The sequence below is a fragment of the Acidovorax sp. genome (assembly GCF_046314175.1).
GTDB lineage: Bacteria > Pseudomonadota > Gammaproteobacteria > Burkholderiales > Burkholderiaceae_C > Acidovorax.
On sequence record NZ_JBKBXG010000027.1, the window covers coordinates 22,326 to 48,590 of the forward strand.

Genomic DNA, 26,265 nt, shown 5'->3' on the forward strand with positions numbered 1-26,265 from the left:
GTTCAGTCTTTGCGGGGCGCTGCAGGAGCGCCGTGGGCGCTTTCGCCCGAGTTTCTCAGCGACAGCAGGATGGACCCTGCAATCAGCGTCGCTGTCACCAGCAGCGCGTAGCCGATTGGTATCTTCACCAGGTCGATGAGCAGCATCTTGCTGCCGATGAACACCAGCACCAGCGCCAGGCCATAGGCCAGCAGGTGGAAGCGGTTGGCCAGGTCCGCCAGCAGGAAGTACAGCGCGCGCAGGCCCAGGATGGCGAAGATGTTGGCAGTGAGCACGATGAACGGGTCGTTCGTGATGGCGAAGATGGCGGGAATGCTGTCCACCGCAAAGATGATGTCGGTGGTGCCGATGAGCACCAGCACCGCGAACAGCGGGGTGTAGTGCTTGACGCCGTTGACCATGGTGCTGAGCTTTTCGCCATCAAACTGGTCGGTGATGCGGATGCGCTTTTTCAGGAACTTGAGCACCGGGTTGGTGGCAATGTCAGGCTCTTGCCCCGCGGCAAACCACATCTTGGCGCCGGTAATGACCAAGAACGCCCCAAACACATACAACAGCCAGTGGAAGGTGGCCAGCAGCCAGGCACCGGCCAGGATGAGCAGCGTGCGCAGCACAATGGCGCCGATGATGCCGATGATGAGCGCGCGCTTTTGGTACTGTGGCGGCACGGCAAAGTAGCTGAACAGCATCAAGAACACAAAGATGTTGTCGATCGACAGGCTCTTTTCCACCAGATAGCCGGTGATGAACTGCATCGACACGGTGTTGGCCACCTCCCGGCCCTGGCTGCCGTCGAGGTACCACCACAGAATGGCTACAAACACAAAGGCCAGCGAGAACCACAGCAGGCTCCAGCGCACGGCCTCGCCCATGGTGACCTTGTGCGCGCCCTGGCGCTCCATCACCAGCAGATCGACGCCAATGGCGACGATCACAAAGACGGCAAAACCCGCCCACATCCACCAGGTACCTATGGTTTCCATGAATCTTCACTCCGAGGGGAAATTGGTATGCGCGGCGCAGAGTGCGCCAACGTTGACCCAGCGGACTGTAGGGTGGTCAGCGTTTCTTAAAAACCTGTGGTTTCGGTAGTATTGGTTCGGTTTTTACGAACCAAACAGTTCACTTTGAGGGGCACCCATGAGCCAGAGCTTCAATTACCGCCATCTTTTCTACTTTTGGGTGGTGGCCAAAGAGGGCGGCATTGCCCGCGCCGCCGAACGGCTGGACATGGCCGTGCAGACCATCAGCGCCCAGGTGCGCGAGCTGGAAAAGTCGCTCGGCGTGAGCCTGCTGCGCACCGAAGGCCGCAATTTGGTGCTGACCGATGCGGGCGTGGCCGCGCTGCATGAGGCGGACCACATCTTTGCGCTGGGTGAGCAACTGCCCCTGCGCGTGCGCGAGGCCGCCAGCGGGCAAACGCTGCGGCTGAACCTGGGCATCTCCGACGGCATTGCCAAACTGGCCGTACACCGGCTGCTGACCCCCGTGCTGGACGAGCCGCACCTGCGGCTGTTGTGCCACGAGGGCGAGTTCCAGCCCCTGCTGGGCGAGCTGGCCCTGCACAAACTCGACGCCGTGCTGGCCGACCGCGCGGCCCCACCCAACCCTGCCCTGCGCACCACCAGCCAACTGCTGGGCACCAGCGCCATCGCCTGGTACGCGCCCCCGCTGTGGGCCGAGGCGGCGGCCCACAACTTCCCGCACAGCCTGGCCGTGGTGCCCGTGCTGCTGCCCACCGACCATGCGGCCATGCGCGCACGCATCGACCACTGGATGGAGCGCGAACGCATCCGCCCGCTCATCGCCGGAGAATTTGAAGACAGCGCTTTGCTGAGCACTTTTGCCGCCACCGGTATGGGCGTGATGCCCGCGCCAGTATCGCTGGGCGAGCACCTGGCCACCACACACGGGCTGGTGCAGGTAGGCACCACGACCGACGTGCAGGAGCAGTTCCACCTGATCTTCAGCGCGCGCAAGGTGATGCACCCGCTGCTCACGCGACTGCTGGAGGCAGGTCACGGCGGAATGCTACTCAATTGATAGCTATTAGCGCAATACTGAAAAGCGCTAGAGGCCAAAAACACTTAAAACTTCAGCGTTGTGGATAGTCTTTGGCCGAATAGCCCAGGCTGACCGTGGCGTCGCCTGGGATGGCAGGCATCGACGCATTCCACGCCTCCCATGCTTCGCGCATGGCCTGCAGCCGCTCGGGCTCCACAGGTGCGCGGTTGGCGCGCTCGCGCTCGTCCTGCGACAGGTTGAACAGGTAGTCGTTGTCATCCACCCGCAGGTACTTCCACACGCCCTGGCGCATGGCGCGCTGGCCGCGGTGGTTCATGCGCCAGAACAGCGGGGGCTCGTCGTGCACGGCGACACCAGAAGCATCGCGCAGCAACGGCATCAGCGAGCGGCCGTCCAGCGGGTAGTCCGGCGCAGCGGGCACGCCAGCAGCGTCCAGCATCGTGGCGGACCAGTCCATGGTCATGCAGGTCTGGGCGCTCTCGCTGCCGGCGGCGATCACCGCAGGCCAGTGGGCAATCCACGGCACGCGGATGCCGCCTTCGGTCAGGTCCATCTTGCCACCCACCAGCGGCCAGTTGTCCGAGAAGCGCTCGCCGCCGTTGTCGCTTGTGAAAACCACCAGCGTGTTGTGCGCCAGGCCCTGCTTTTCCAGCAGCGCCATGAGGCGGCCGATGCCCTCGTCCATGTGGTGGATCATGCGGCGGTAGGTCTCGATGTTGCCGCCGTGCAGGTGGAACAGGTTCGTCTTCACCTCTTGCGCCAGCGCCTCGTCGTCGCGCGTCTCCCACGGCCAATGGGGGGCGGTGTAGTGCAGGCTCAGAAAGAACGGGGCACCGGCCTGCGCGCCGGGCGCCATGCGCTGCACGTAGTCGAGTGCGTGGTCGGTGATGAGATCGGTGAGGTAGCCGTCCTGCTGCTTCTCCTCCTCGCCCAGGTACAGGTCGTGCTGACCTCCAGAACTGCAGTGCGTGAAGTAGTCCACCCCGCCCGACATGGGGCCAAAGAACTCGTCATAGCCCGACTGCAGCGGCCCGAACGCAGGCGGGTAGCCCAGGTGCCACTTACCCATCAGCGCCGTGCGGTAACCCGACGCGCGCAGCAACGACGGCAGCGTGGGGTGCTCGGGCGGCAGGCCCAGCGTGGTGCTGCCCCGGCTTTTACTGTTGATGGGTTCCTCGGCCGCGCCGCGCAGACGGTACTGGTAGCGCGCCGTCATCAGCGCAAAACGCGTGGGCGAGCAAACAGGGGAGTTGGAATAGCCCTGCGTGAGCTTGAGACCGTTGGCTGCCAACTGGTCCAGCACCGGCGATACCGGACCAAAGGCGGCCTCGCGCCCGCCATAGCAGCCCAGGTCGGCGTAGCCGAGGTCGTCGGCGACGATGAAGATGATGTTGGGGCGCTGGCCGCTCATGAATACGTCCTCAAGGTTTAAAGCCAGAGCGCTGCACCACCGGCGCCCACTGCGCGCGGTAGGCCTTGAGCATGGCTTCGGTCTGCGCCATGGTCGCCACCACCGGCTCCATCTTGGCGGCCTCGAACTTGCGCTGGGTGTCGGGGTCTTTCATCACGTCATGTATCAGCCCGGCCAGGCGTTCGGCCTGGGCCTTGGGCATGCTCATGGGCGCAAAGAAGGTGTTCCAGCCGGTCGCGGCCACATCCAGGCCGCCTTCCTTGAAGGTGGGAATCTTCGGGTCCAGCGTACTACGCTTGGTGCCTGACACGGCCAGGATGCGGATCTTGCCGGCTTCGTGCTGGGGCAGCAGGGTGTCGAAGGTGTCAAACGCCACAGGGATCTGCCCGCCCAGCAGGTCGTTAAGCAGCGGCGCCGAGCCCCGGTAGCCCACCACCTCGGCGCGCACCTTGGCGGCGTCGCCCACCATCAGGCCAAAAAAGTGCGGCAGGCTGCCCGTGGCAGGCACGCCAAAGTTGGCCTTGTCGGGGTTGGCGCGCAGCCACGCCATGAGGTGCGGCAGTTCTTTGACGGGCACGGCGCTGGCCACGGCCACGCCAAACTCGTAGCTGTTGACGTGGCTCACGGGGCGGAAGTCGCGCTCGGGGTCATAGCCCGCGTCCGGGAACACCAGGGGCGCCACCAGCATCACGGCCGGGTTGGCCAGCAGCAGCGTGGGCTGGTTGGCGGGCACGGCTTTGACGGCCTGGGCCGACAGGCGCCCGCCCGCGCCGGTCTTGTTTTCCACAATGACTGGCGTGCCGAGCTTGCTGCCCAGCTTGTCGGCCACGATGCGCGCCACGCGGTCGGTGGCGCCGCCAGGGGCGTAGCCCACCACGATGCGCAGCGGGGCTTCTTGCGCTTGCGCGATGGAAGCGGCCAGGGCCAGCCCGGTGGCCAGAACAGAGGCAAGGGGTTTCCACATGGTCGAAACATCTCCAGGGGCAATGACGGGCCTGCACCACCGTGCAGGTTGATGGGCGCACTGTATTGGCCACACAATCGATTGATCTAATCAACTGTTGCCCGGAAATACCCTGATGCCCACCCCTGAGCCTGGCCAGCGCCTGACGCACCCGGTGGCCGCCAACGACCTGCTGATGTACCGCCTGAACCGCCTGCTGGCCGTGGCGGGCAGCCTGGTGGTGCGGCTGTGCGAAGGGGGCTACGGCATCACGCGGCGCGAGTGGGGGCTGCTGATGATGCTGGCGCAGCACCCCGGCATGCCACCGGCTGAACTGGCGCAGCGCCTGGGGCTGGACCGCTCGCGCACGTCACGCGCCATCACGTCGCTGCTGGCCAAAAAGCTGCTGACACGCGATGCGATGCCGGGCGACCGGCGCCAGGCTGTGCTGTCGCTCACCGCAGCGGGGCGGGCGCTGCACGACGACCTGTTCCCGCAGGTGAAGGCGCTCAACCTGGATCTGCTGGCGGGGCTGGACGCGGGTGCGGTGCAGGCGCTAGACCATGCGCTGGCCGATATGCAACAGCGGGCGGAAGCACTGGTGGCCCGCCGCACCGATGTGCCGCGTACCTACCGGCTGCGGGGTGGGCGGCATACAGAGTAAGTGGTCGCAGTAACGGCCGCGGCGGCTGTGACGACTTAAGTCGTTGGGTCAAGAGGCGGGCTGTGGTCTGCAAGGGACTAGCGGAACACGATGCCCCAAAACAGGGATGTGGCTATATCCTCGAACACTCGGGGCGCGCCAGCATGACCAGAACGACCGGTACGCCATCCCCTTTGTCCTACCCAGACCTTTTCTCCTCCCCCCACATCCTCCATGTCGTCGCACTCAACCTCTTTGTGGAGCCCCCTGCGCCAACCCGCGTTCCGGGGCCTGTGGATTTGCGGCGGCATCTTTTTTGTGGGTAGCGGCATGCAGTCCATGGCGGCCGCCTGGCTGATGGTGGAACTGACGGGCTCGTCGTTTCTGGCGGCGCTGGTGCAGACGGCCGTGTTCATGCCGATGTTTTTGCTGGCGTTGCCCGCCGGCGTGCTGGCCGACACCACCGACCGGCGCCGCTTGATATCGGGCGCACTGATGGCGCAGGTGTGTGCGTGCACCTTGCTCACGCTGCTGGTACTGGGTGGCTGGGGCGGTCCGGCGTCGGTGCTGTTCCTGGTGTTCATCTGCGGCTGCTGCACGGCGGTGCTGACACCGGCGTGGAATTCTTCGGTCATCGACCCCGTGCCGCGCGACGAGTGGCCCCAGGCCATCACCGCCGTCAGCATTGCCTACAACGCCGCGCGCGCCGTGGGCCCCACGCTGGCCGGGCTGGTGTTTGCGCAGTTGGGCGCGGGGTGGGTGTTTGCCGTCACGGTGGCCACCACGCTGGTGATGTGGGAGTCCATTCGCCGCTGGCCGCCCAAAGCGCACCCGCCGTCCAAACTGCCCGCTGAGCGGCTGTGGGGCGGTACTTTGAGCGGCCTGCGGTTTGCCTGGCACTCGCGCATGATCCTGGCGCAGCTGGTGCGCGTGATGGCGTTCAGCGCCGCGGGCTCGGCCCTATGGGCGCTGCTGCCGGTGATTGCGCAGCGACTGGGCACCGGGGCGCCGGGGTTCGGCCTGCTTATGGGGTGCATGGGCACCGGTGCAGTGTGCGTGGGCCTTTTCCTGGGCCGACTCAGGGCGCGTTTCGGCATGGAAGTCATCGTCGGCGTGGGCGGCGTGGTGTTTGCCGCCGCCATGCTGGCGGCCGCCCTCACGCAGATCGCCTGGCTGGTCTATGTATCCATGCTGTTTGCGGGCGCGGCGTGGATGTCGGCCATGTCCACCTTCAACACCGCAACGCAGGCCAGTGCCCCGCAGTGGGTGCGCTCGCGCGCCGTGGCCATGCACATGGTGGCGGCGCTGGGCGCGTTTGCCATGGGTTCGGCCGTCTGGGGCGCGGCGTCCGACATCGTGGGCCTGGCACCCACGCTGTGTGTGGCGGCGGCGCTGATGACCGCAGGCCTGCTGCTGGCACGCCCCATGCCCCTGCGCATGGGCGCCTTGCACGAGGTCACCCAGGCCACGCCCTGGGACGAACTCTTTATCGAAGCCGAGCCCCTGCCCGATGCGGGCCCGGTGGCGGTGGAGGTGGGTTACCGCATCGCACCCGGTGCGGACGCCGCGTTTCTGGACACCATCAGCCGCATGAAAGCCCCCCGCCGCCGCGATGGCGCCACGTTCTGGCGCGTGTACAAAGACCTGGGCGACCCCTCGCGCTATGTAGAGCGCTTCATCGTCACGTCCTGGGCCGACTACCTGCACCAGCGCGCCCGCGCCACGATGGCCGACCAGGCGCTGGAGACGGAAGTGCGCACATTTTTGGCGCCGGGCGAGACGGCAAAGATGTCGCACTACATCGCTGAAAGATAGCTCCCCCCTGAGCCGCTGCGCGTCTTCCCCCCTGAGGGGGGACGCCTCCAGTGGACCGGCGAAGCCGGATCCACGGTGGTGCTGGCGGATGCCGCACTCGCTGCGCGAGGCGGCGCAACGCGCGCATGACTCAGCTCAGGTCGGCTGGCGATCCACCCTGCGACAATCTCCGCATGACCTTCGCTCCCCTGCAAAACGACACCTTCCTGCGCGCATGCCGCCGCCAGGCCACCGACTACACCCCCCTGTGGCTCATGCGCCAGGCGGGCCGCTACCTGCCTGAATACAAGGCCACGCGCGCCAAGGCTGGCAGCTTCATGGGCCTGGCCACCAACGTGGACTACGCCACCGAGGTGACCCTGCAGCCGCTCGAACGCTTCCCGCTCGACGCAGCCATCCTGTTCAGCGACATCCTGACCGTGCCCGACGCCATGGGCCTGGGCCTGACGTTTGCGGAGGGCGAGGGCCCGCGGTTTGCGAAGGTGGTGCGCGACGAGGCTGCGGTGAATGAATTGGCCGTTCCCGACATGGCCAAGCTGCAATATGTATTTGACGCCGTGACCAGCATCCGCAAGGCGCTCAACGGCCGCGTGCCACTCATCGGCTTCTCGGGCAGCCCCTGGACACTGGCCTGCTACATGGTCGAAGGCAAGGGCAGCGACGACTACCGCCTGGTCAAGAGCCTGATGTACAGCCGCCCCGACCTGATGCACCGTATCCTGGCCATCAACGCCGACAGCGTGGCCGCCTACCTGAACGCCCAGATCGACGCGGGCGCCCAGGCCGTGATGATTTTTGACAGCTGGGGCGGCGTGCTGGCCGATGGTGCGTTTCAAGATTTCAGCCTGGCCTACACCACGCGCGTGCTGGCGCAGCTCAAGCGCACCGGGGTGGACGGCACCGACGTGCCCCGCCTGGTCTTCACCAAGGGCGGCGCGCTGTGGCTGGAAGACATGAAGCCGCTGGACTGCGAGGTGCTGGGCCTGGACTGGACGGCCAACCTGGCCAAGGCCCGCGCGCTGGTGGGCGGCGCTGTGGGTGGCCCCGGCAAGGCGCTGCAGGGCAACATCGACCCGAACGTGCTGTTTGCCCCCCCGGCGCAGATCGAGTTGCAGGTGCGCAAGGTGCTGGACAGCTTTGGCGCACCCCACACAGACCGTACCACCACCGGCCCCACCCACATCTTCAACCTGGGCCACGGCATCAGCCAGTTCACGCCGCCCGAGCATGTGTCGGCGCTGGTGGAGGCGGTGCACGGCTACTCGCGCAAACAACGGCTGGGCTGAGCGACAGGGCCACAGAGAGACTGATCGGCTTTTATCCACGCCTGTCTTGAACGGTTAAAAACTTCAGCCTCTAGGCTCCCGCGCTTCCCACCTTCGACTTATGCACAAAACTGGAGCACATGCCCGGCGAACCACGGGCAGTGCACTGGTTTCTAAAAAAACCTTTCCAGAAACGTAAGTGGTTGATTCATAAAGCATTTAATTCCCTGCTTTTTTGACAGGCAATCCACCGAAAGCACGATTTTTCAAGGGTTTGCGGTGCAAACCCAATGGATATCCACAAAGTTATCCACAGAAATTCTGGATTTCTCTTAAATTCCCAGTCAAATCAAGCACTTGCGGCGTAAATCGAAAAAATGAGTGAGCATGGCGCCGGGTGGCTAGCACAAATTTGGGGCTTGCCACCCCCTTGACGGATGGTTGGTGTCCGACTTATGCACACAAAAGTTGATGCGACGCAACATGAATGGCTCTCAGGCCCATAGCACAGAATTTGCAGCAAAATTTCCTCAGATGATTGATTCATAAGGATTTTTTGGGCGTGCTGGTTTTCTGTGCAATCTGTTCGCACCCAGGATTCATGCGGGTTGGGCGGGGGTCCGGGCAGGATGTCAACAAAGTTATCCACAGAAATTCGGGATTACTCACACACCCTCGTCAAATCAACCACTTAGCCTGCAAAGCTCTACGCAACATCCACAACCCGCCGCAAACGCCGCCCCATCGTCATAGTTCGTGCCTATCCATCCAGCCATCGTCCAAGTTGCATTGCATACGCCGTCCCACAGCGGTGTGGGCGATCTGCTGAGCTACGCCAGTGAGCGCCCGCTCGCGCCCGGCACGCTGGTGCGCGTGCCACTGGGCACCCGGGAGGTGCTGGGCGTGGTGTGGGATGCCGACGAAGCCACCGGCGAACTGCCCGAAGGCGCGACCCTGCGATCCATCGCCGGGGTGCTGGACGGCGTGGCGCCGCTGGACCTGCCCTGGCGTCGCCTGGTGGCGTTTGCCGCGCGCTACTACCAGCGCGCGCTGGGCGAGATCGCCACCGCCGCCCTGCCCCCGCAGCTGCGCGACCTGCGCCCCGAGCAGCTGGCGCGCCGCCTGCGCCGCCCCGTCAAAGCCGCTGGCGACAATGCAGACGCTATTCAAAACATAGCACTCACCGCAGAGCAGGAAAGCGCTAGAGCCCGAATTTCCTCTGAAACCGGCCCTTTCCTGCTGTTTGGCAGCACCGGCAGCGGCAAGACCGAGGTGTATTTGCGCTGCGTGCAGGAGATGCTGGAGGCCGACCCCACCACCCAGGCGCTGGTCATGGTGCCCGAGATCAACCTCACACCCCAGCTTGAAGAACGCTTTGTGGGCCGCTTTGCTCCCCGGTTTGGTGCGGGCGCCGTGGTGTCGCTGCACAGCGGCATGACCAACCCGCAGCGTCTCAAAAGCTGGCTGGCCGCGCACAGCGGCACGGCGCGCATCGTGCTGGGCACGCGCATGGCGGTGTTTGCCAGCCTGCCGGGCCTCAAACTCATCGTGGTCGATGAGGAGCACGACCCGAGCTACAAGCAGCAAGAAGGCGCCCGCTACTCGGCGCGCGACCTGGCCATCTGGCGCGGGCGCGAGCAAGGCGCCAAGGTGCTGCTGGGCTCGGCCACGCCGTCGCTGGAGAGCTGGTACGCCAGCCGACCGCCCACACCCGAAGACCCCGAGGGCGGCCGCTACGTGCGCCTGCACATGCCCAGCCGGATTGGCGCGGGCGCCCTGGCCCGCGTGCGGCGCGTGGACATGAACCAGCAGCCGCGGCGCGCCGTTTTCAGCGCGCCCTTGCTCGCCGCCATCACCGAACGCGTAGCGCGCGGCGAGCAAAGCATGATTTTGCTCAACCGCAGGGGCTACGCCCCCGTGCTGCACTGCGTGGACTGCGGCTGGAAAAGCGACTGCCCGCACTGCAGCGCCCACCAGGTGTTCCACAAGACCGACCGCACGCTGCGCTGCCACCACTGCGGCTACACCGTGCGCGTGCCTTACCACTGCCCCACCTGCGGCAGCCCCGACATCCACCCCATGGGTCGGGGCACCGAGCAGCTCGAAGAACAACTGGGCGCTCTGCTGTCCGAAGTGCTGCGGCCCGACCGCACACCCGCACGCATCGCCCGCATCGACGCCGACACCACCAAGGCCAAGGGGGCGCTGGAGGCGCAACTGGCGCAGGTGCATTCGGGCGAGGTGGATGTGCTGGTGGGCACGCAGATGATTGCCAAGGGGCACGACTTTCGGCGCATCACGCTGGTGGCGGCCGTGCAGCCCGATGGCGCATTGTTCAGCAGCGACTTTCGCGCGTCGGAGCGCTTGTTTGCACTGCTGATGCAGGCGGCGGGCCGCGCCGGGCGTGATGCGGCCTACATGGCGGCCCAAGCGGTGCACGGCACGCAGCCCGAGATGTGGGTGCAGAGCTTTCACCCCCAGCATGCCGTGTTCGAGGCGCTGCGCACGCACGACTACCCCGCCTTTGCCGCCCAGCAACTGAAAGAGCGCGAAGAGGCCGCCATGCCCCCTTTTGCCTACCAGGCCCTGGTGCGCGCCGACGCCCGCACCCAGGACGTAGCGCAAGGCTTTCTGACCGCGGCCACCGCCGCTGCGCACGCGACCGGGCTGCCAGGCCTGCCCGACGGCACGGTCATCCTGTTTCCGCCCGTGCCGCTGACCATTCAGCGCGTGGCCAATGTCGAACGCGCCCAGATGCTGATGGAAAGCTCCAGCCGCGCTGCGCTGCAGCGTTTTCTGGCCGCGTGGCAACCGGTGCTGCAAACCACGCGCAGCCAGTCCGAGCACAAGGGGCTGATACGGTGGCTGGTGGATGTGGACCCGCTGGCGATCTGAAGAACCCTATCGCAAGATGGACAAGGCGCCGCACAAGCGGGCGCCCAAAAACCAACGGGGGCTGCGCTCATCACGCAGCCCCCGTTGGCTATGACAGACGCAGCATCAACGCGTCATGCGGTTACAGCGCCCCGTCGCCCAGCACGATGCCTTCACGTCGCGGGTCCACGCCGCCTTCCAGCCGGGTCTGGCCGTTGCGCTGCACGCGCATGATGGTGGACACACCGCTGGACTGCGCACCACTGTTCACTGTGTGCCCCTTGGCCTTGAGACCGTCGATCAGCCCCGTGAGGTCGAGCGCAGTGTTGGCGCCGTCCACGTTGGTGGTGGCACTGTTGGTGGCGCCAAAATTGACCAGCGACGTGGCCTGCTGCGCGTCCAGCCCCCAGTCCACCGCGCCCACCACCGTCTTGAGCACGTACTGGATGATGGTGCCGCCGCCGGGCGAGCCGGTGGCCATCACAAAGTCACCGGGCTCAGTGCCCTTGAACACCAGCGTGGGCGCCATGGTGCTGCGGGGGCGCTTGCCGGGGGCTACGCGGTTGGCAATGGGCACACCGGCGCTGTCAACAGGCTGGGCCGAGAAGTCGGTGAGCTGGTTGGTCAGCAGAAAGCCACCCACCATGTGGTACGAGCCCATGCTCGACTCGACCGTGGAGGTCATCGACACCACGTTGCCGTACGCATCGACGATGGAGAAGTGCGTGGTGCCGTACTCCACCGTTTTGTCCACACCCAGCGGCACGGTGCCCAGGTCACCCGCCGCGACCACGCCCATGGAGTTGCCATCGGGCTTGATCAGCGCGGCGCGCTGCTTGAGGTAGGCCTTGTCCAGCATGGTGGACACGCCCTTGCCCGGCAGCGGGATGAAGTCGGTGTCGGCCACGTACTTGTCGCGGTCGGCATAGGCCAGGCGCTCGGCTTCGGACACCAGGTGCACGCCCATCACGCTGGGCACGCCGCCTTCGTTGGTGGGGTTGGCCGGGCCGTATTTGGACAGCTCGAAGTTCTCCAGAATGCCCAAGCCCTGCGCGATGGCGATGCCGCCCGAGGACGGCGGCGACATGGTGCAGATGTAGTAGCTGGCGCGGTAGGTGGTGCACACCGGCTCGCGCTTCTTGGCCTGGTAGTTCTTGAGGTCGTTCACCGTCATCAGGCTGGGGGTGATGGGCGTCTTGGCCGCATCGTCGCCGACCGACTGGGCGGCCTTGGCCACGATGGCTTCGGCCATGGCGCCTGAGTACATGGCATCAGCCCCGCCACTGGCCAGCGCGCGCAGTGTCTGCGCGTAGGGCAGGTTGGTGGTGATGCTGCCCGTGGCCTTGGGTGTGCCGTCGGCGTTGAAGTACGCGGCCACGGCATTGCTGTCCAGCATCAGGCTGCTGGCGCTGCCGCTGATGGCAGAGCCCATGCGGCCGGGGATACGGTAGCCGTTGCTCGCCAGGTTGACGCCTTCATCAAACAGCTTGTTCCAGGCCAGCTTGCCGTGTTCCTTGTGGGCCATGTCCAGCATGCGCATGACACCCGGCACGCCAATGGACCGGCCGCTGCGGCGTGCATTGGGCACCGGCGCAGGGGACGACGCATCGCCCTGATCTTGCCGCACCAGGTAGTGGCCGGTGGCCGCAGCCGGGGCAGTTTCGCGGCCGTCATACGCCACCACCTTTTTGGTGCGGGCGTCGTAATACATCATGAAGGCACTGCCCGCGATGGTGCTGGACTGCGGCTCCACCAGGCCCAGCACGGCCTGCACGGCCACCGCGGCATCCACCGCCGTGCCACCGGCCTTGAGCACATCGCACCCAGCCTTGGTGGCCAGCGGCGTGTTGGCCACCACCATGTACTTGCTCGACTGCTTGGCCTTGTAGCCCAGGCGGTAGCCCGATGCGGCCTCGGGCGCTGCCGGGTCGCCTGCCACGCCCGAGCCCACCACCACGGCAGAGCCGGAGCTGGAGACCACCGAGCAGCTTTGCGCGTTGTTGTCGACGGCCAGGTCCGAATCCGAACCACTGCCGCAGCCATACAGGCCCAGCGAAAGGGCCACGGGCGTCATCACCCAAAGCCAAGTTTTCTTCACCTTCATTTCAGAACTCCTTGCTGTTGTTGTCCGTTGTGTGTGGCCATCCGCTGACCACCGCACATCGTCCGCGCAAAAAGCATGCCGAAGTCATATTCCCGTCATATCTATTTCGCAAAGCAGCCATCACCCAATAGCAATGGCAAGGTCGCAGAGAGACGCGAGCCGATCAAATGACAGGAAAAATATGATTGAAAACAGCCTCTAGCGCTTACTGGCAAAGCGCTGACAGCTATCAATTTCTTACAGCTTGTACCCGCCCGCCTCGGCCACGGCACCTACACTGGCGCCAGACCCACGCAGGAGACCCCAATGACCCCCGATCAATTCGCCACCCTGCTCGAACAGGAAGGTTTCGAGCCCGCCGTCACCATCACGCGCGACGCGGGTGGCATGCTGGCCGACCACACACATCCGTTTGAAGCCAAGGCGCTGGTCCTGTCGGGCGACATCCGCATCGCCACCGCCACCTCCGAGCGTGTGTACCAGGCGGGAGAGGTGTTCCACCTTCAGGCGATGGAGCCCCACTCCGAGTTTTATGGGATGTTTGGCGTGAGCTACCTGGTGGGGCGCAAGACGCCCGCCTGATCAGGCCGCAATGAACTGCCCGTGCAGGCCCAGCGGGAGGCCGTAGGGCAGCGTGACGCTGGCCAGCGGCCCGGCATTGACCGCCTGCGCATCGAACACGGACAGCGTGGTGCGCTCGCTGGGCCAGTGGTAGGCGGTGCCCAGCACCCAGCCTTTGCCTTCGGGCGCCGTGGGGCTGGCTGGTACATAGACATGCTCCTCCGCAATCCAGCCCGCGCCGTACCGATGGCGCTGCGGTGTTTTGTCCCCTTGCAGGGTCATCACCGTGTCAAAACCCTGTACCTGCACATCCATGCCCGCGCTGCGCGCCAGCAGGGTGGTAAAGCGCGTGGGCAAACCATTGCGCGCCGGGTGAATGCGCGGAAACTCTACATGGGCCAGCCCCGGAGTTTCCAGCCGCGCCTGCCCGGTGGACGGGGTGAGCGTGATGTGCGCCCACTGGGTTGCCGCCGCTGGCGGGGTGCTGCGCGCGCCATCCACATTCAAGTCGTGCAGCGTGTTCAGGATGTCGGGCTGCGCCACAAACCGCACCTGCACCGTGCCGCCCTCCTCCCAGGCGTTGGCCAGGTGGAACAGGCCGGTGGCGGGCAGCTCGAAGCGCTGGACCTTGAAGTCCGCCTTGTCGACCAGCAGCACCACCAGCGGTGCCTTGTCGTCCCAGCGGTAGTTCGGCAGCGGGCTGCCCGCGCCGGGATGTCCGGTGAACTTGAGCGGCATGAGCAAGAACACCAGGTGCCGTTCGGTGATGGCGAAGTCATGCACCATGTCGGCCTGCACCGCGTCCAGCACATGCTGGCGGCGCAGCTGGCCGGTGGGTGCAATGTCGTACACCAGCAGCTTGCCAGAGCCGGGCATGTAGCCAAAATTCCACACCGAGCCATCCGGCGCCACACGCGGGTGGGCCGAAAACGGCGCGCCCCGCGTCTCGGGCGACCAGGCCTTGAACCCCTGCGCCTGCAGTGTGACGGGGTCTACCGCCAGCGCAGAGCCCGCTTCCCACAGCGCAAACAGCTCTTTGCGCGCGGGCAGAGCCAGCAGGTTGATGTTGGCGGGGTTGACGTCGTCGGGCCCGCTAAGCGGCGGCGAACCGGGCAACGTGGTGGCAAAACCCGAGTACAGCAGCCGCCCAGCAGACTCTTCGGCCGTGAGCTTGGGGGTGGCCAGCAGGGCGCCCCGGTGGGATATGCGGGGCGGTGTTTGCGTTGACGCCTGACCGCCCTCAAAACGAAACGCCTGCAGCATGCCGTCGCCGTCAAACCAGTGGTTCATGGCCACACCGCCCATTTCACGCCGGGCGGGGCCAATGCGGTACAGCGTGCCCTGCAATGCAGCGGGCCAGCGCCCATGCACGGTCAGCGGGCCACTGGCCAGCGGCGCTTTGAGGGGCCCGTTGTACGGGGCATAGCTGCTGCGCCAGGCGTGGGGCGCATCGGCGCTGTGGCCCAAAGTGGGCAACATGCTGGCGCCCAGGGCAGCCAGAACAGTGCGGCGCTGTGGATGGGGGTGGGTCATCGCGGGCTCCTTGCGGGATTACTTGAGTTCGACGGGCTGCATGACAGGCTCTGCGCCCACGCGAAACGCGGCGTCGGCAAACAGCGGCGGGCCAACGGGGCTGCGCGCGTTGCGGCTGAAGCCGTACAGCTCGGTGGGCAGGCCGAACAGGTTGGCGTCCAGCTTCATGTTGGCGTTCTCGTCCAGAAACACCGAAACGGCATAGTCGCCTTCGGGCAGGCCCGCAAACTGCACCACGGCTTTGCCGTCGCTAGGCTGGGCCGAGGAAACCTGCAGCGGCTTGCCACGCGGGAACCCCTCGCTTTTGTCAAATAGTGCCGCCAGCACGGCGCCTTGCTTGTTGGCGGGCAAGGACACTTCAATGCTCAGGTCTGCTGCATGGGCGGCCAGGGCAGCCATCGCGGCCAGGCCAAGGATCAGGTTTTTCATGAAAGGGCTTTCAGTGGGTGGTCGACGAGCTGGGTCACGCCCAGATCGACACGCACTGTGCCCAGCCCGCCATGGAACGGCGAGGCGATTGCGACGAAATGCAGAAAACACGGCGCGAGGTGCCCGCCACGCGCGTGAGGCACGCCGGTGCAGCAACGGCGTCAAGGCGCCGCTGGGGGCGCGCCAGGGGTCAGGTCAACAGCGCCACCGCCGCCGAAAAGCTCACAAACGCCAGCGCTGTGGACACCAGAATGATGCGCGCCACGCGCCCGTTGTTGGCACCAAACTTTTCGGCCAGCAGCGACACATTGCTGGCGCTGGGCAGCGCAGCCAGCAGCACCAGCACTGTCAGCGAAAACGGCGTGAGCGGCACGCCCAATGCCATGGCGGCTGTGCCCACCGCCCACACCAAGAGCGGGTGCACCAGCAGCTTGGCCAGCGCCACGGGCACATAGTCGCGCGCGGGCACCTGTTCGTGCTGGTTCATTTGCGAGCGGGCCAGCACGGCGCCAATAGTGAACAGCGCCACGGGCGATGCCGCATCGGCCAGCATGGCCACGGTTTTGTCGACCGGGCCGGGCAGCTGAAACTGCATTGCAGAAGCCAGTGCGCCCAGTGCAATCGACCACGGCATGGGGTTGGTGGCCATGCCCTTGAAGGCATTGCGCAGCGCCACGCCCACGCCGTGGGTGCCCGCGCCATCAAGCCGCGACAGCGCAATGCACAACGAGCTGGTGATGACCATGTCCACCACGATGGTCACGATGGCGGGGCCTGCACTCTGTGCGCCCAGCAGCGCTACCAGCAGCGGAACCCCCATGAAGCCGGTGTTGGGGAAGGCCGCCACCAGCGCGCCAAAGGCGGCGTCGTTCCAGCCAATGCGCGCATTGCGCGTGAGCGCCACCGTGCCGCCCACCATGATCAGCGCACACACGACATACACACCCGCCACGGCCGGGTCCAGCAGCTGCGCTATGGGCGTACTGGCGCCAAAGCGGTACAGCATGCACGGCAGCGCAAAGTACAAAACAAAGGCGTTGAGCCCCGGAATGGCGGGCTGGGGCAGCACCCCGCGCCGGGCGGCCAGATAGCCGCAGAGCACCAGCGCGAAGAAGGGGAAGGTGATGAGAAGGACGGAAAGCACGGGCGCTATTGTCTGTGCAGCGCCGGGCAAGCCGTTGCACAGCCAGCAGGCGGGGTCAGCGCAAAGTCAGGCGGGAGCCATCGCACAGGGCGACTGCGCAGCGGATCGCAGGCTTTGAAGGTCTTCAAACCCGTTTCACTGCTTGCGCTGGATGATGAGGTTGCGCTTGGCGTCTTCGGGGTAAGCAAACGTGATGGCACCGTTCTTGACCGCGCCGATGACCAGCATGTTGCGGGTGATGGCGTCCTTGTCCTCCACACTGAACGGTTTTTCGTAGGTGGACACCACGCCGTAGTAGGTCTTCATCTTGCCCTCCAGCGACTCTTTGATGGCTTTACCGTTCAGGTTGCCGTCGCGGATGCCCAGCAGGGAATACATCAGCAGATAGGTGGCGTCGTAGGCGTTGGCAGCGGCCATGGGCACCGCCACCCGGCCCTGGTATTTGCGGGTGTAGCTCGACAAGAACGAGGCCCGACGTTCGTTGCTGGGCTCGGCAATGAAGGTCTGCACCATCAGCGCGCCCTCGGCCGCGTCCTTGGCGCCGTCGATGAAATTGGGGAACGACAGCGGCCACGCGCCCACCTGAGGCACCTTCCAGCCCAGGGCCTTCTTACCGTTGGCGATGACCGCGTTTTCGGGGCCGACGGTGTAGCTGAAGACCACATTGGCGCCTGCATTGCGCGCAGCCGTGAGTTCGGCCGACAGGTCTTTGACACCCAGTGCAAAGCGCGACGCATACACGGGCTTGAGGTTTTTGGCGGCCAGCGCGGCCACCACGTCGTTGTAGCCGCCCTCGCCATAGCCGGTGGTGTCGGCAAAGATGGCGACCTTGTCCCAGCCGCGCTTCAAGATGTCGTCCACCATGAAGGGGGCCTGCAGCGCATCCCGCGCCTGCACCCTAAAGATGTAGCTGTCGGCAGGCGGGTACTTGGCCGTGACCGCAGTGCCGGACGAACACGGCACGATGAGCGGGGTCTTGGCGTCCTGGAACAGGTCGATGGCCTTCATCGCCACGCCCGTGTTGCAAAACCCGATGGCCGCGACCACTTTTTCCTTGAGCAGGTCCTGGCTGACCTTGCGGCCTTCGTCGGGGTTGGCGGTGTCGTCCTTGACGACCAGCTCCAGCGGCCGCCCCAGGTAGCCGCCCACGGCGTTGATCTCATCGACCGCCAGCTTGATGCCGTTGAGCATGGGCACGCCAAAGTCTGCCGACGGCCCGGTGAACGGGCCGACCACGCCAATGCGCACGGGGTTGGCGCTGCCGGTCTGGGCATTCAGCTGCGCAGGCAAGACCACAGCGCCGACAACGAGCGCACAGCCCACCCTACGACAAACAGACAAAACAGACAAAACAGAAGCGAACGAAACAAACGGGATCATGGTGGTGCGTTTCCAGGTGCCGCCCTTGGGACGGGCAGTCAGTAGTCCGCAGTATCAAAGTGTGACAACCGGCGCCACCAGCGGGGTTTCCCGCAGCGACGCGGCTGAGCCTGGGGTTTGCCGCGGTTGGGGGGCTTCCACGTCAGGGCAATGTCAGGCGCAAGCCGGTCGCCAAGACTGGGCCGGTATCATTGCGCGCTTCGCAGGCCCGCCCCGACGTCACCGCTTTTCGCTTCTCGGGGCTCCCGGTACGCCTGCCCACACCCCCACCTTCTCGCCTCCTTACCGCCTCTCGCGCCCCCCTCTGCATGTCTGCCGGTCTCAATCTCGCCCAGCTTCAGGCTGTTCATTACACCGATGGGGCCTGCCTCGTGTTGGCAGGGGCGGGCTCGGGCAAGACGCGGGTGATCACCATGAAGATCGCCCACATGATCGAAAAGGGCATGGACCCCAAGCGCATTGCGGCCATCACCTTTACCAACAAAGCGGCGTCCGAAATGCGCGAGCGCGCCAAGGGACTGATCGGGCGGCGCGCCAAGGATGTACTGGTGTGCACTTTTCACGCCCTGGGCGTGCGCATGGTGCGCGAGGACGGCGCCGTACTGGGCTTGAAGCCCCAGTTCTCCATCATGGACGCCGACGACGTGACCGGCATCCTGAAAGAAGCGGCGGGCGGCACCACCGACATGGCCACTGCGCGCCAGTGGCAGTGGGTGATCAGCAAGTGGAAGAACATGGGGCTGACCTCGGAGCAGGCCCTGGCCCAGGCGGCGGACGACAGCGAGCGCAGCATTGCCGTGCTGATGGCGCGCTATGAAGAGCGCTTGTCCGCCTACCAGAGCGTGGACTTTGACGACCTCATCGGCATGCCGCTGCGCCTGCTGCGCGACTTCCCGGAGGTGCGTGCCAAGTGGCAGGCGCTGCTCGGCCATGTGCTGGTCGACGAATACCAGGACACCAACGCCACGCAGTACGAGCTTTTGAAGCTGCTGGTGGGCGAGCGCGGGCATTTCACCGCGGTGGGCGACGATGACCAGTCCATCTATGGCTGGCGCGGTGCCACGCTCGATAACCTCAAAAAACTGCCCATCGACTTCCCGGCGCTCAAGGTCATCAAGCTGGAGCAGAACTACCGCTCCACCAGCGCCATCCTGCGCGCGGCCAACAACGTGATCGGACCCAACCCCAAGCTGTTTCCCAAGACGCTGTTCAGCGAACTGGGCGAAGGCGAACCGGTGCGCGTGGTGGACGCCGACAGCGAAGAACACGAGGCCGACCGCGCCGTGGCCCGCATCCAGAGCCTGCGCGCGGCCAGCAACCCGCCGCCGGACTGGAAGGGCTTTGCCATCCTGTACCGCGCCAACCACCAGGCCAAGCCGTTTGAAAAAGCACTGCGCAAGGCCAACATCCCGTACAAGGTGTCGGGCGGCACCAGCTTTTTCGACCGCGCTGAAATCAAGGACCTGTGCGCCTGGTTTCGCCTGTGGATCAACAACGACGACGACCCGGCGTTCTTGCGCGCCATCACCACGCCCAAGCGCGGCATCGGCCACACCACGCTGGCGTCGCTGGGCGCGTTTGCCACGCAGCACAAGCAGAGCATGTTTGGCGCGCTGTTCAACGGCATGCTGCCGGCGGCCGTGCCCAAACGCGCCATGGACGGCCTGCACGAGTTTGGCCGCTACATCAATTACCTGGAATACAGCGCCCGCCGCACGCATGGCGCCGAAGACGCCCGCACCTTTCTGAACGAATGGCTCAAGGAAATCGGCTACGAGCAGCACCTGTACGACGGGGAAGACAGCGAGAAGGTGGCCGCCGCCCGCTGGAGCAACGTGATGGAGTTCTGCGACTGGATGGCGCAGCGCGCGGGTGGGCAGATCGACGACACGTCCGGTGCCGTGGTGGCCAAAGAGACCAAAAGCCTGCTGGAGGTGTCGCAGACGATTGCGTTGCTGTCCACCATCTCCGAGCGCGAGAAGGACCAGGACATGGTGACGCTGTCCACCCTGCACGCCAGCAAGGGGCTGGAGTGGCCGCACGTGATTTTGGTGGGCGTGACCGAGGGCATGTTGCCCTTCAAGCTCGACGACGACGAAGGCCGCCAGCACAAGATCAGCGACGACACCCTGCAGCGCCTGCAGGAAGAGCGCCGCCTGATGTATGTGGGCATCACCCGCGCCCAGCGCACGCTGGCCGTGAGCTGGACCAAAAAACGCAAGAAGGGCCGCGAGATGGTGGCGGCACAACCGAGCCGTTTCATCGCCGAGATGGGCCTGGACAAAACCACCGCCCGCGAAGACCCGCGCGAAAAGCTCAAGGCCCTGCGCGCAGAATTTGCGGCCAAGGCCCAGGCCAGCAGCGCCGCCAACGCCGCAGCGGCAGCCAACCCTGCGCCGACCGCCTGAGCGCGCCATGCAGCGCCCTCATCCCCAGGCCACAGACCACCCGCCGATGGCGCCATCTGCCCCTTGGTATGCTGCACCGGCCAGTATCGCTTTAGTTTTGATAGCTATCAGCGCTTATCCTACAAGCGCTAGAGGCCAAAATGACCCAAAATCCACGTCGGCTTGCCCTGCAGCGGCCGACGTGACACACCAGCACCTGCAAGGCCGGTGGCGTGCCGAGCTGCAAAGCCCTGGCGCCAACACCACGCCTGCGACCGCGACCACCGTATTGCAATGGGGCCCACACCCTGAACTGGCACAGAGCGTGCGGGTGCCATGCAGCACGGCAACACCACGGCGCAGGTCAGTGGCGATGTCGATGCAGGCGAGCTGACTCTGGAAGAATCGATCAACGGTACCAACATCAGCGCCACCTGGATGGGCCAGGTCGTGGCTGGCAGTTGCGGCAAGGAAATACGCGGAACATGGAACAACGCCCTACCCTCCCCCTCGGCGCCTTCGGCACCCACCATCCCGTTTGTGCTGCGCAAGCAGTTGGGCTGGCAATGACCGCCGCCTCTCCCGCGGCACCCCGCTCGGCCCGCCGCCTGCACCGCACGGCAGCCCTGGTGCTGGCTGCCTTTGCGCCCGCGGGCGCAGCGCTGGCGCAGACGGCGCCTGCTGCCACGTCCCCGGCCGACAGCGCACTGCGGCGATGCACCGCGTTGTCGAGCGACAACCAGGCCCGCCTGGCCTGTTTTGACCAATGGGCCGCCCAGCAAGCCTGGCAGGCGCCTGCGGCATCGGCCGAAGCCGCTACCGCAGTGCAGCCCCCCGTGGACACCACGCTGCCCGCCACCCGCGTCATCGACGTGGCCCGCACCGAGGGCTGCCGCGACCCGCAGTACAGCGACCTGTCGCGCTTTTGGGAGCTGGAGTCGGGCAGCGACTGTGGCACCTTCAGCTTTCGGGGCTACCGGCCCATCACCGTGTCGGTGGTGGCATCGAGCAACGTGAACCGCCAGCCCACGTCCGACGCCGAAAACGGCTCGGCCACAGAATCCACACCCTACCGCCGGACTGAAAACCGCATCCAGCTGTCGGTGCGCACCAAGGTGGCCCAGGGGCTGCTCACGCAAGGGCATCCCACACTCAAGGACTCGGTGTGGTTTGGCTACACGCAGCAGTCGTACTGGCAGCTGTTCACCCCCGAGATCTCGCGCCCCTTCCGCGCCACCGACCATGAACCCGAAGTGATGTATGTCTACCCCACCACGGCCGAGCTGCCGTTTGGCTGGAAGTGGCGCTACAGCGGCATCGGGCTGGTGCACCAGTCCAACGGCCAGAGCAAGCCCCTGTCGCGCAGCTGGAACCGCGTGTACCTGATGACCGGCATGGAGCTGGGCAACAGCTGGAGCGTGAACGCGCGCCTGTGGCGCCGCATCCCAGAGAGCGCGGGCAGCGACGACAACCCGAACATCAGCGACTACGTAGGCCGTGGCGAGTTGTCGGCGCTGTGGAACTACGACAAGAACAACACCGTGAGCGCCACCCTGCGCAGCTCCTTGTCCAGCTCGGGCCGCGGGTCGATGCGTGTGGAATGGATGCAGGCCATCGGCACGGGGCTTTTCGGCGGCAAGAGCAATTTGCGCCTGCACACCGCACTGTTCAACGGCTATGGCGACAGCATGATCGACTACAACCGCAAGCGCACCGTGTTCAGCGTAGGCTTGAGCCTGGTGGACTTCTAGAGTTCATTCCCCTGAGGCGCTGCGCGCCTCCGCATAGGGAGCGCCAGTTTTTCAGCCCGTGGACGGTGCAATCGCAGCGCGAAGCCCGGCCACCGGCAGCCACCAACTCACTCACAACTCGTTACGACATCGTCCTCAAGTTTTGCGGCATGGTGCCGAAGCGCCGCCACAATGGCACGCGCACCCAGACGCCATGGCCCGCAGCGCGCCACGCTTTTGATAAGAGCGGTTTTCCCGCCGTTTACCCTGCCATTGCCCCGGTGTGCACCCCTCCAAAATGCAAGCAGAGAGGAACACCCCATGGACATGCAATACCAGCTCAAGGCAGGCAGCTACTACCTGTACGACATGCGCGACACGCCCAGTGCCGTCACGGGTGAACGCCGGTTCAAGCTCAAGACGGACACCGTAGCCATTGCGTTTGACGCGCACACGGGCCAAGTGCACCAGCATGGCAGCCCCACGCGCATCCAGTCGTGGGCCAACAACACCCGCCGCCGCCTGCGCGCTGCCGGGGCGCAGGACATGGCCAATGACATCGTTGTGGTGTCGGGCCCGCTGCCGGTGGATGAGCTCAATAAATGCCTGTGGGTCAATGGCTACGTGCGCCGCATGTTCTCGCGCCTGGCCACCCTGCCGCACGGCAAACTGCAGCGGCCTGCGGCCGAGCCGTTCCGCAAGGCGGCCTGATCCGAACGCCTGGCGCTATTCACACCCCTATCACAAGGGCCGCACACAGCGGCCCTTGTTGTTGGTGGCGCCGTTCAAAGCCGGTGATCAGGCCTGCGTGTCCTCTGCCGCATCACCGTCCATCACCTCCAGCACCTCGGCGTGTTTGACGATGGTGACCGGCACGGGGCTGGCATGCGCCACCTCTTGCGACACCGAACCCAGCAGCGCGCTGGTGATGGCGCCCTGGCCCTTGGCGCCAATGACAACCATGTCGCAGCCCGAGCGCTCGATCATGTCCACCAGCGTGTGCGCCACATCGCCCACCCCCACATCGGTCTCATAGGCCACCCCAGCCGCATCCAGCAACGCCCGGGCAGATGCCATGAGGTGGTCGCCCGCCTCCAGGCTGGCGGCGGCGATCAGGTCGGGGTCGCGGGTGGTGACCAGTTCGTACAGCGTGGCGGGCTCCTGCACATTGGCCAGCACGATGGAGGCCTTTAGCCCCTGGCCCACCAGTGCCAGCGCGTGGTGTACGCCATCCAGCGCGAGTTCGGAGCCATCCACGGCGATGAGGATCTTGAGCATGTTGTTCTCCTTGAGTCAGTGAAGTCCAGTGTAGCGACGCCCTGTGCCAGCGCGTGCCCATACCCTTGAGCCAGGTCAGGGCAGCGCATATCAGCCCGTCTGGGACAATCGCCCCATCATGCTGCAGTTCGACCTCCTCAAAACCGACCCCACCAGCCACGCACGCCGTGGCACGCTCACGCTCAACCACGGCGTGGTGCAAACCCCCATCTTCATGCCCGTGGGCACCTATGGCACCGTCAAGGGCGTCATGCCGCGCAGCCTGCACGACATGGGCGCGCAGATCATCCTGGGCAACACCTTCCATTTGTGGATGCGCCCGGGCCTCGATGTGATGCAAAGCTTTGGCGGCCTGCATGGCTTTGAAAAGTGGGACAAGCCCATCCTCACCGACTCGGGCGGCTTTCAGGTGTGGAGCCTGGGCGCCATGCGCAAGATCACCGAAGAAGGCGTGACCTTTGCCAGCCCCGTCAACGGCGACAAGCTCTTCATGTCGCCCGAGGTGAGCATGCAGATCCAGACCACGCTCAACAGTGACATCGTGATGCAGCTCGACGAGTGCACGCCGTACGAGACCAAGGGGCATCTGACCACCGAAGCCGAAGCGCGCAAATCCATGGAGATGAGCCGCCGCTGGGCGGTGCGGTCCAAAGCCGAGTTTGAGCGTCTTCAGAACCCCAACGCCCTGTTCGGCATCGTGCAGGGCGGCATGTTCGAAAGCCTGCGCCAGGAGTCGCTCGATGCGCTGGTGGAGATGGATTTCCCCGGCTACGCCATTGGCGGCGTGAGCGTGGGCGAGCCCAAGGACGAGATGCTCAGCATCATGGCGCACACGCCCCACCGCCTCCCCGCCCACAAGCCGCGCTACCTCATGGGCGTGGGCACGCCCGAGGATCTGGTGCAGGGCGTGGCCGATGGCGTGGACATGTTCGACTGCGTGATGCCCACCCGCAACGCGCGCAACGGCACCCTGTTCACCCGCTTTGGCGACCTCAAGATCCGCAATGCGCGCCACAAGACCGACCACCAGCCCCTGGATACCAGCTGCACCTGCTACGCCTGCGCGGGCAACTCGGGGGTCTCGTGGGACGACGGCGGCCGCGAGGGCTTCAGCCGCGCCTACCTGCACCACCTGGACCGCTGCGGCGAGATGCTGGGCCCCATGCTCACCACCGTGCACAACCTGCACTACTACCTGAACCTGATGCGCGAGGTGCGCGAATCGCTGGACGCGGGCGAATTCGCCCAGTTCCGCGCACGCTTCAAGTCCGAGCGGGCGCGGGGCGTCTGAGCCGTACGCCCCTCCGAAAGCCTCGCATGTCCAGACTCACCAAATTCGCGGGTTTCGCGCCACACTCCCGTCGCAGCGCCTGGGGCGGGCTGTGTGCACTCCTCGTCATAGGGCTGGTAATAGGTATGGGGCTGGGCGGCTGCGCTACGCGCATCGACCGCCATCCAGACAGCGGCGTGCCAACACTTCAGTTGCAAAACCGCTTGCTGCTCACGCCCATCAACGGAGGACGGACCATCGTCGGGGAGGACTTGCGCGCTGGCGACATTGTCCTGTCAGCCACCCATGGCATCAACTCGCTCGGCATCCGCATCTTCACGGTATCGCCGGTGAGCCATGCGGCACTTTATCTGGGTGACGACCGCATTATCGAAGCCGTGGGCTCAGGCATCCGCACGCGCAGCACCGCCGAATTCATGGCCGACGAAGCCACCATCGTCGCATTCCGCCACCCTGGCATGACCGATGCGCACACCGAAGCCATGCTGGCTTTTGCACAGGCCCAGAACGGCAAAAAGTACAACACCACGGGCATCGTGCTGCAAGCGCCGTTCACGTTGCAACGCCAATACTGCGAGCTGCCGCTGGTGCCGGGTGTCTTGCGCGACGCCTGCATCCGCGGAATCGCGGCCGTCCAGCTTGGCGCTGCACGCAACGACCGCTTCTTTTGCTCGCAGCTGGTGCTGGAGGCCTACCGGGCTGCCAACCTGCCGCTGACCGACGCCTCGGCGCTGCTGGTCACCCCTGCCGATCTGCTGCACATGCGCGAAGGCGATGTACCGTCGGTGCAGATCAAGCAGGCGCTGCAGTACGTGGGACACCTCAAGGGGGGCTACCTGGAGACCGATGTAGCAGCCGCCGGGCAACCCACCCCGTGATCCACATCAGCCGCCCACATGCATCGTGAACAACGCGCCGTTTGAAAGGCGGCACGACCCCATACCCAGAGTGGACGAGTTCATCGAGTACTGGCATGACAGGTAGCCTCCCCGTGTGCCCGTGCCGCTGGCCAGCCCCTCGCGCGATGAGCCCGCCTTGCGCGTCGCTTCACCGACAAAATTCTCGCCCTGGATCGTCGCCTGGAAGGTGCCCCGACCGTGCAGATCGTTGGTCACCACCGCATGCACCAAGCCCAGCGATGTGGCCTGGTCATTGGCCGGATAGAGGCGCACCGCCAGGGTGACAGCCGATGGGGGTACGGGTGCCTGCACCACCACCGGCGCAGGCACGGGATACAGGGGCGCCACGTAACACCCGCTGAGGGCCGCAATGGCAGAGCAAAGAAACACGCCCGCAACGGCACGATGAGCCGTTGGTGAGGAAAACGACAAGCCCATAAGGCTCCTAATGACCCAAGCACATGCTTGTGGCGCCGATGGTTCCGGCGTTGCGCGGCGCGCACGCAGGATTTCAAGGCCGGTAGCGCCGCGCGACACCTCGGGTATCACGGCC

At 65.4% G+C, this 26,265-nt stretch carries 22 protein-coding genes; 12 read left to right on the top strand and 10 right to left on the bottom strand.

Features of this window, described 5'->3' with window-relative positions; all coding sequences use genetic code 11:
- Positions 1-2 precede the first annotated feature (2 nt).
- Positions 3-983 carry a TerC family protein gene (locus ACK4OE_RS09855; RefSeq protein ID WP_409884635.1) on the bottom strand — a complete coding sequence of 327 codons (981 nt, stop codon included), beginning with the start codon at positions 981-983 and terminating at the stop codon, positions 3-5.
- Positions 984-1,140: 157 nt separating this feature from the next.
- On the opposite strand from ACK4OE_RS09855, the gene ACK4OE_RS09860 reads away from it, so the two are divergent.
- Complete coding sequence (locus tag ACK4OE_RS09860) at positions 1,141-2,043, top strand: LysR family transcriptional regulator (RefSeq protein ID WP_409884636.1); 903 nt, start codon at positions 1,141-1,143, stop codon at positions 2,041-2,043.
- Positions 2,044-2,095: 52 nt separating this feature from the next.
- On the opposite strand, the gene ACK4OE_RS09865 is transcribed toward ACK4OE_RS09860, so the two are convergent.
- Together ACK4OE_RS09865 and ACK4OE_RS09870 are read right to left on the bottom strand one after the other, a co-directional pair.
- Positions 2,096-3,436 (bottom strand): sulfatase-like hydrolase/transferase, encoded by a 1,341-nt coding sequence (locus ACK4OE_RS09865; RefSeq protein WP_409884637.1) that lies wholly within the window; start codon positions 3,434-3,436, stop codon positions 2,096-2,098.
- Between the two features lie 10 nt (positions 3,437-3,446).
- Complete coding sequence (locus tag ACK4OE_RS09870; RefSeq protein ID WP_409884638.1) at positions 3,447-4,400, bottom strand: tripartite tricarboxylate transporter substrate-binding protein; 954 nt, start codon at positions 4,398-4,400, stop codon at positions 3,447-3,449.
- A 115-nt stretch (positions 4,401-4,515) separates the two neighbouring features.
- Here ACK4OE_RS09870 and ACK4OE_RS09875 point away from each other — a divergent pair, with 115 nt between their 5' ends.
- The 4 genes from ACK4OE_RS09875 (at position 4,516) to priA (ending at position 10,997) form a co-directional block, all read left to right on the top strand.
- Positions 4,516-5,043 (top strand): MarR family winged helix-turn-helix transcriptional regulator, encoded by a 528-nt coding sequence (locus ACK4OE_RS09875; RefSeq protein WP_409884639.1) that lies wholly within the window; start codon positions 4,516-4,518, stop codon positions 5,041-5,043.
- A gap of 213 nt (positions 5,044-5,256) precedes the next feature.
- Positions 5,257-6,837, top strand: coding sequence for an MFS transporter (locus ACK4OE_RS09880; RefSeq protein ID WP_409884640.1), 1,581 nt, complete (start codon positions 5,257-5,259; stop codon positions 6,835-6,837).
- A gap of 173 nt (positions 6,838-7,010) precedes the next feature.
- Positions 7,011-8,123 (top strand): uroporphyrinogen decarboxylase, encoded by a 1,113-nt coding sequence (gene hemE / locus ACK4OE_RS09885; protein WP_409884641.1) that lies wholly within the window; start codon positions 7,011-7,013, stop codon positions 8,121-8,123.
- 735 nt (positions 8,124-8,858) lie between these two features.
- Positions 8,859-10,997 carry a primosomal protein N' gene (gene priA, locus ACK4OE_RS09890; RefSeq protein WP_409884642.1) on the top strand — a complete coding sequence of 713 codons (2,139 nt, stop codon included), beginning with the start codon at positions 8,859-8,861 and terminating at the stop codon, positions 10,995-10,997.
- Positions 10,998-11,118: 121 nt separating this feature from the next.
- On the opposite strand, the gene ACK4OE_RS09895 is transcribed toward priA, so the two are convergent.
- Positions 11,119-13,080 carry a gamma-glutamyltransferase family protein gene (locus ACK4OE_RS09895; RefSeq protein WP_409884643.1) on the bottom strand — a complete coding sequence of 654 codons (1,962 nt, stop codon included), beginning with the start codon at positions 13,078-13,080 and terminating at the stop codon, positions 11,119-11,121.
- Between the two features lie 306 nt (positions 13,081-13,386).
- Between ACK4OE_RS09895 and ACK4OE_RS09900 the strand changes: the two genes are divergently transcribed.
- On the top strand, positions 13,387-13,662 hold the full coding sequence (locus ACK4OE_RS09900) for a cupin (RefSeq protein WP_409884644.1): 276 nt from the start codon (positions 13,387-13,389) through the stop codon (positions 13,660-13,662).
- Here ACK4OE_RS09900 and ACK4OE_RS09905 read toward each other — a convergent pair whose 3' ends face one another.
- From ACK4OE_RS09905 to ACK4OE_RS09920, 4 genes are all read right to left on the bottom strand, one after another.
- Entirely contained in the window at positions 13,663-15,174 is a 1,512-nt protein-coding gene (locus ACK4OE_RS09905; protein WP_409884645.1) for a carotenoid oxygenase family protein, read from the bottom strand.
- A gap of 18 nt (positions 15,175-15,192) precedes the next feature.
- Complete coding sequence (locus tag ACK4OE_RS09910) at positions 15,193-15,603, bottom strand: DUF2141 domain-containing protein (protein ID WP_409884646.1); 411 nt, start codon at positions 15,601-15,603, stop codon at positions 15,193-15,195.
- Between the two features lie 190 nt (positions 15,604-15,793).
- Entirely contained in the window at positions 15,794-16,747 is a 954-nt protein-coding gene (locus ACK4OE_RS09915; protein WP_409884647.1) for an AEC family transporter, read from the bottom strand.
- A gap of 135 nt (positions 16,748-16,882) precedes the next feature.
- A complete protein-coding gene (locus tag ACK4OE_RS09920; protein ID WP_409884648.1) occupies positions 16,883-18,127 on the bottom strand; it encodes an ABC transporter substrate-binding protein in 1,245 nt (414 codons plus the stop codon).
- Between the two features lie 308 nt (positions 18,128-18,435).
- On the opposite strand from ACK4OE_RS09920, the gene ACK4OE_RS09925 reads away from it, so the two are divergent.
- The 4 genes from ACK4OE_RS09925 to ACK4OE_RS09940 all read left to right on the top strand — a co-directional run bounded on the left by ACK4OE_RS09925 (position 18,436) and on the right by ACK4OE_RS09940 (position 22,955).
- Entirely contained in the window at positions 18,436-20,535 is a 2,100-nt protein-coding gene (locus ACK4OE_RS09925) for an ATP-dependent helicase (protein ID WP_409884649.1), read from the top strand.
- Between the two features lie 315 nt (positions 20,536-20,850).
- Positions 20,851-21,084 carry a hypothetical protein gene (locus ACK4OE_RS09930; protein WP_409884650.1) on the top strand — a complete coding sequence of 78 codons (234 nt, stop codon included), beginning with the start codon at positions 20,851-20,853 and terminating at the stop codon, positions 21,082-21,084.
- A complete protein-coding gene (locus ACK4OE_RS09935; RefSeq protein ID WP_409884651.1) occupies positions 21,081-22,265 on the top strand; it encodes a phospholipase A in 1,185 nt (394 codons plus the stop codon). Before ACK4OE_RS09930 ends, ACK4OE_RS09935 begins: the two co-directional genes overlap by 4 nt.
- A gap of 300 nt (positions 22,266-22,565) precedes the next feature.
- Positions 22,566-22,955 carry a hypothetical protein gene (locus tag ACK4OE_RS09940; protein WP_409884652.1) on the top strand — a complete coding sequence of 130 codons (390 nt, stop codon included), beginning with the start codon at positions 22,566-22,568 and terminating at the stop codon, positions 22,953-22,955.
- Between the two features lie 87 nt (positions 22,956-23,042).
- On the opposite strand, the gene ACK4OE_RS09945 is transcribed toward ACK4OE_RS09940, so the two are convergent.
- Positions 23,043-23,522 (bottom strand): universal stress protein, encoded by a 480-nt coding sequence (locus ACK4OE_RS09945; protein WP_409884653.1) that lies wholly within the window; start codon positions 23,520-23,522, stop codon positions 23,043-23,045.
- A gap of 118 nt (positions 23,523-23,640) precedes the next feature.
- Here ACK4OE_RS09945 and tgt point away from each other — a divergent pair, with 118 nt between their 5' ends.
- Positions 23,641-24,813 carry a tRNA guanosine(34) transglycosylase Tgt gene (tgt, locus tag ACK4OE_RS09950; RefSeq protein ID WP_409884654.1) on the top strand — a complete coding sequence of 391 codons (1,173 nt, stop codon included), beginning with the start codon at positions 23,641-23,643 and terminating at the stop codon, positions 24,811-24,813.
- A gap of 26 nt (positions 24,814-24,839) precedes the next feature.
- A complete protein-coding gene (locus ACK4OE_RS09955) occupies positions 24,840-25,691 on the top strand; it encodes a YiiX/YebB-like N1pC/P60 family cysteine hydrolase (protein WP_409884655.1) in 852 nt (283 codons plus the stop codon).
- 6 nt (positions 25,692-25,697) lie between these two features.
- Here ACK4OE_RS09955 and ACK4OE_RS09960 read toward each other — a convergent pair whose 3' ends face one another.
- Positions 25,698-26,060: a hypothetical protein gene (locus ACK4OE_RS09960; protein WP_409884656.1), complete on the bottom strand. Its 363-nt coding sequence runs from the start codon at positions 26,058-26,060 to the stop codon at positions 25,698-25,700.
- Between the last annotated feature and the right edge of the window lie 205 nt (positions 26,061-26,265).

Bases quoted from the DNA above. Each gene is read 5' to 3' on its own strand.
- ACK4OE_RS09855 (WP_409884635.1), bottom strand. From the start codon at position 983: ATGGAAACCATAGGTACCTGGTGGATGTGGGCGGGTTTTGCCGTCTTT.
- ACK4OE_RS09860 (WP_409884636.1), top strand. From the start codon at position 1,141: ATGAGCCAGAGCTTCAATTACCGCCATCTTTTCTACTTTTGGGTGGTG.
- ACK4OE_RS09865 (WP_409884637.1), bottom strand. From the start codon at position 3,436: ATGAGCGGCCAGCGCCCCAACATCATCTTCATCGTCGCCGACGACCTC.
- ACK4OE_RS09870 (WP_409884638.1), bottom strand. From the start codon at position 4,400: ATGTGGAAACCCCTTGCCTCTGTTCTGGCCACCGGGCTGGCCCTGGCC.
- ACK4OE_RS09875 (WP_409884639.1), top strand. From the start codon at position 4,516: ATGCCCACCCCTGAGCCTGGCCAGCGCCTGACGCACCCGGTGGCCGCC.
- ACK4OE_RS09880 (WP_409884640.1), top strand. From the start codon at position 5,257: ATGTCGTCGCACTCAACCTCTTTGTGGAGCCCCCTGCGCCAACCCGCG.
- hemE (WP_409884641.1), top strand. From the start codon at position 7,011: ATGACCTTCGCTCCCCTGCAAAACGACACCTTCCTGCGCGCATGCCGC.
- ACK4OE_RS09895 (WP_409884643.1), bottom strand. From the start codon at position 13,080: ATGAAGGTGAAGAAAACTTGGCTTTGGGTGATGACGCCCGTGGCCCTT.
- ACK4OE_RS09900 (WP_409884644.1), top strand. From the start codon at position 13,387: ATGACCCCCGATCAATTCGCCACCCTGCTCGAACAGGAAGGTTTCGAG.
- ACK4OE_RS09905 (WP_409884645.1), bottom strand. From the start codon at position 15,174: ATGACCCACCCCCATCCACAGCGCCGCACTGTTCTGGCTGCCCTGGGC.
- ACK4OE_RS09910 (WP_409884646.1), bottom strand. From the start codon at position 15,603: ATGAAAAACCTGATCCTTGGCCTGGCCGCGATGGCTGCCCTGGCCGCC.
- ACK4OE_RS09920 (WP_409884648.1), bottom strand. From the start codon at position 18,127: ATGATCCCGTTTGTTTCGTTCGCTTCTGTTTTGTCTGTTTTGTCTGTT.
- ACK4OE_RS09925 (WP_409884649.1), top strand. From the start codon at position 18,436: ATGTCTGCCGGTCTCAATCTCGCCCAGCTTCAGGCTGTTCATTACACC.
- ACK4OE_RS09930 (WP_409884650.1), top strand. From the start codon at position 20,851: ATGCAGCACGGCAACACCACGGCGCAGGTCAGTGGCGATGTCGATGCA.
- ACK4OE_RS09935 (WP_409884651.1), top strand. From the start codon at position 21,081: ATGACCGCCGCCTCTCCCGCGGCACCCCGCTCGGCCCGCCGCCTGCAC.
- ACK4OE_RS09940 (WP_409884652.1), top strand. From the start codon at position 22,566: ATGGACATGCAATACCAGCTCAAGGCAGGCAGCTACTACCTGTACGAC.
- ACK4OE_RS09945 (WP_409884653.1), bottom strand. From the start codon at position 23,522: ATGCTCAAGATCCTCATCGCCGTGGATGGCTCCGAACTCGCGCTGGAT.
- tgt (WP_409884654.1), top strand. From the start codon at position 23,641: ATGCTGCAGTTCGACCTCCTCAAAACCGACCCCACCAGCCACGCACGC.
- ACK4OE_RS09955 (WP_409884655.1), top strand. From the start codon at position 24,840: ATGTCCAGACTCACCAAATTCGCGGGTTTCGCGCCACACTCCCGTCGC.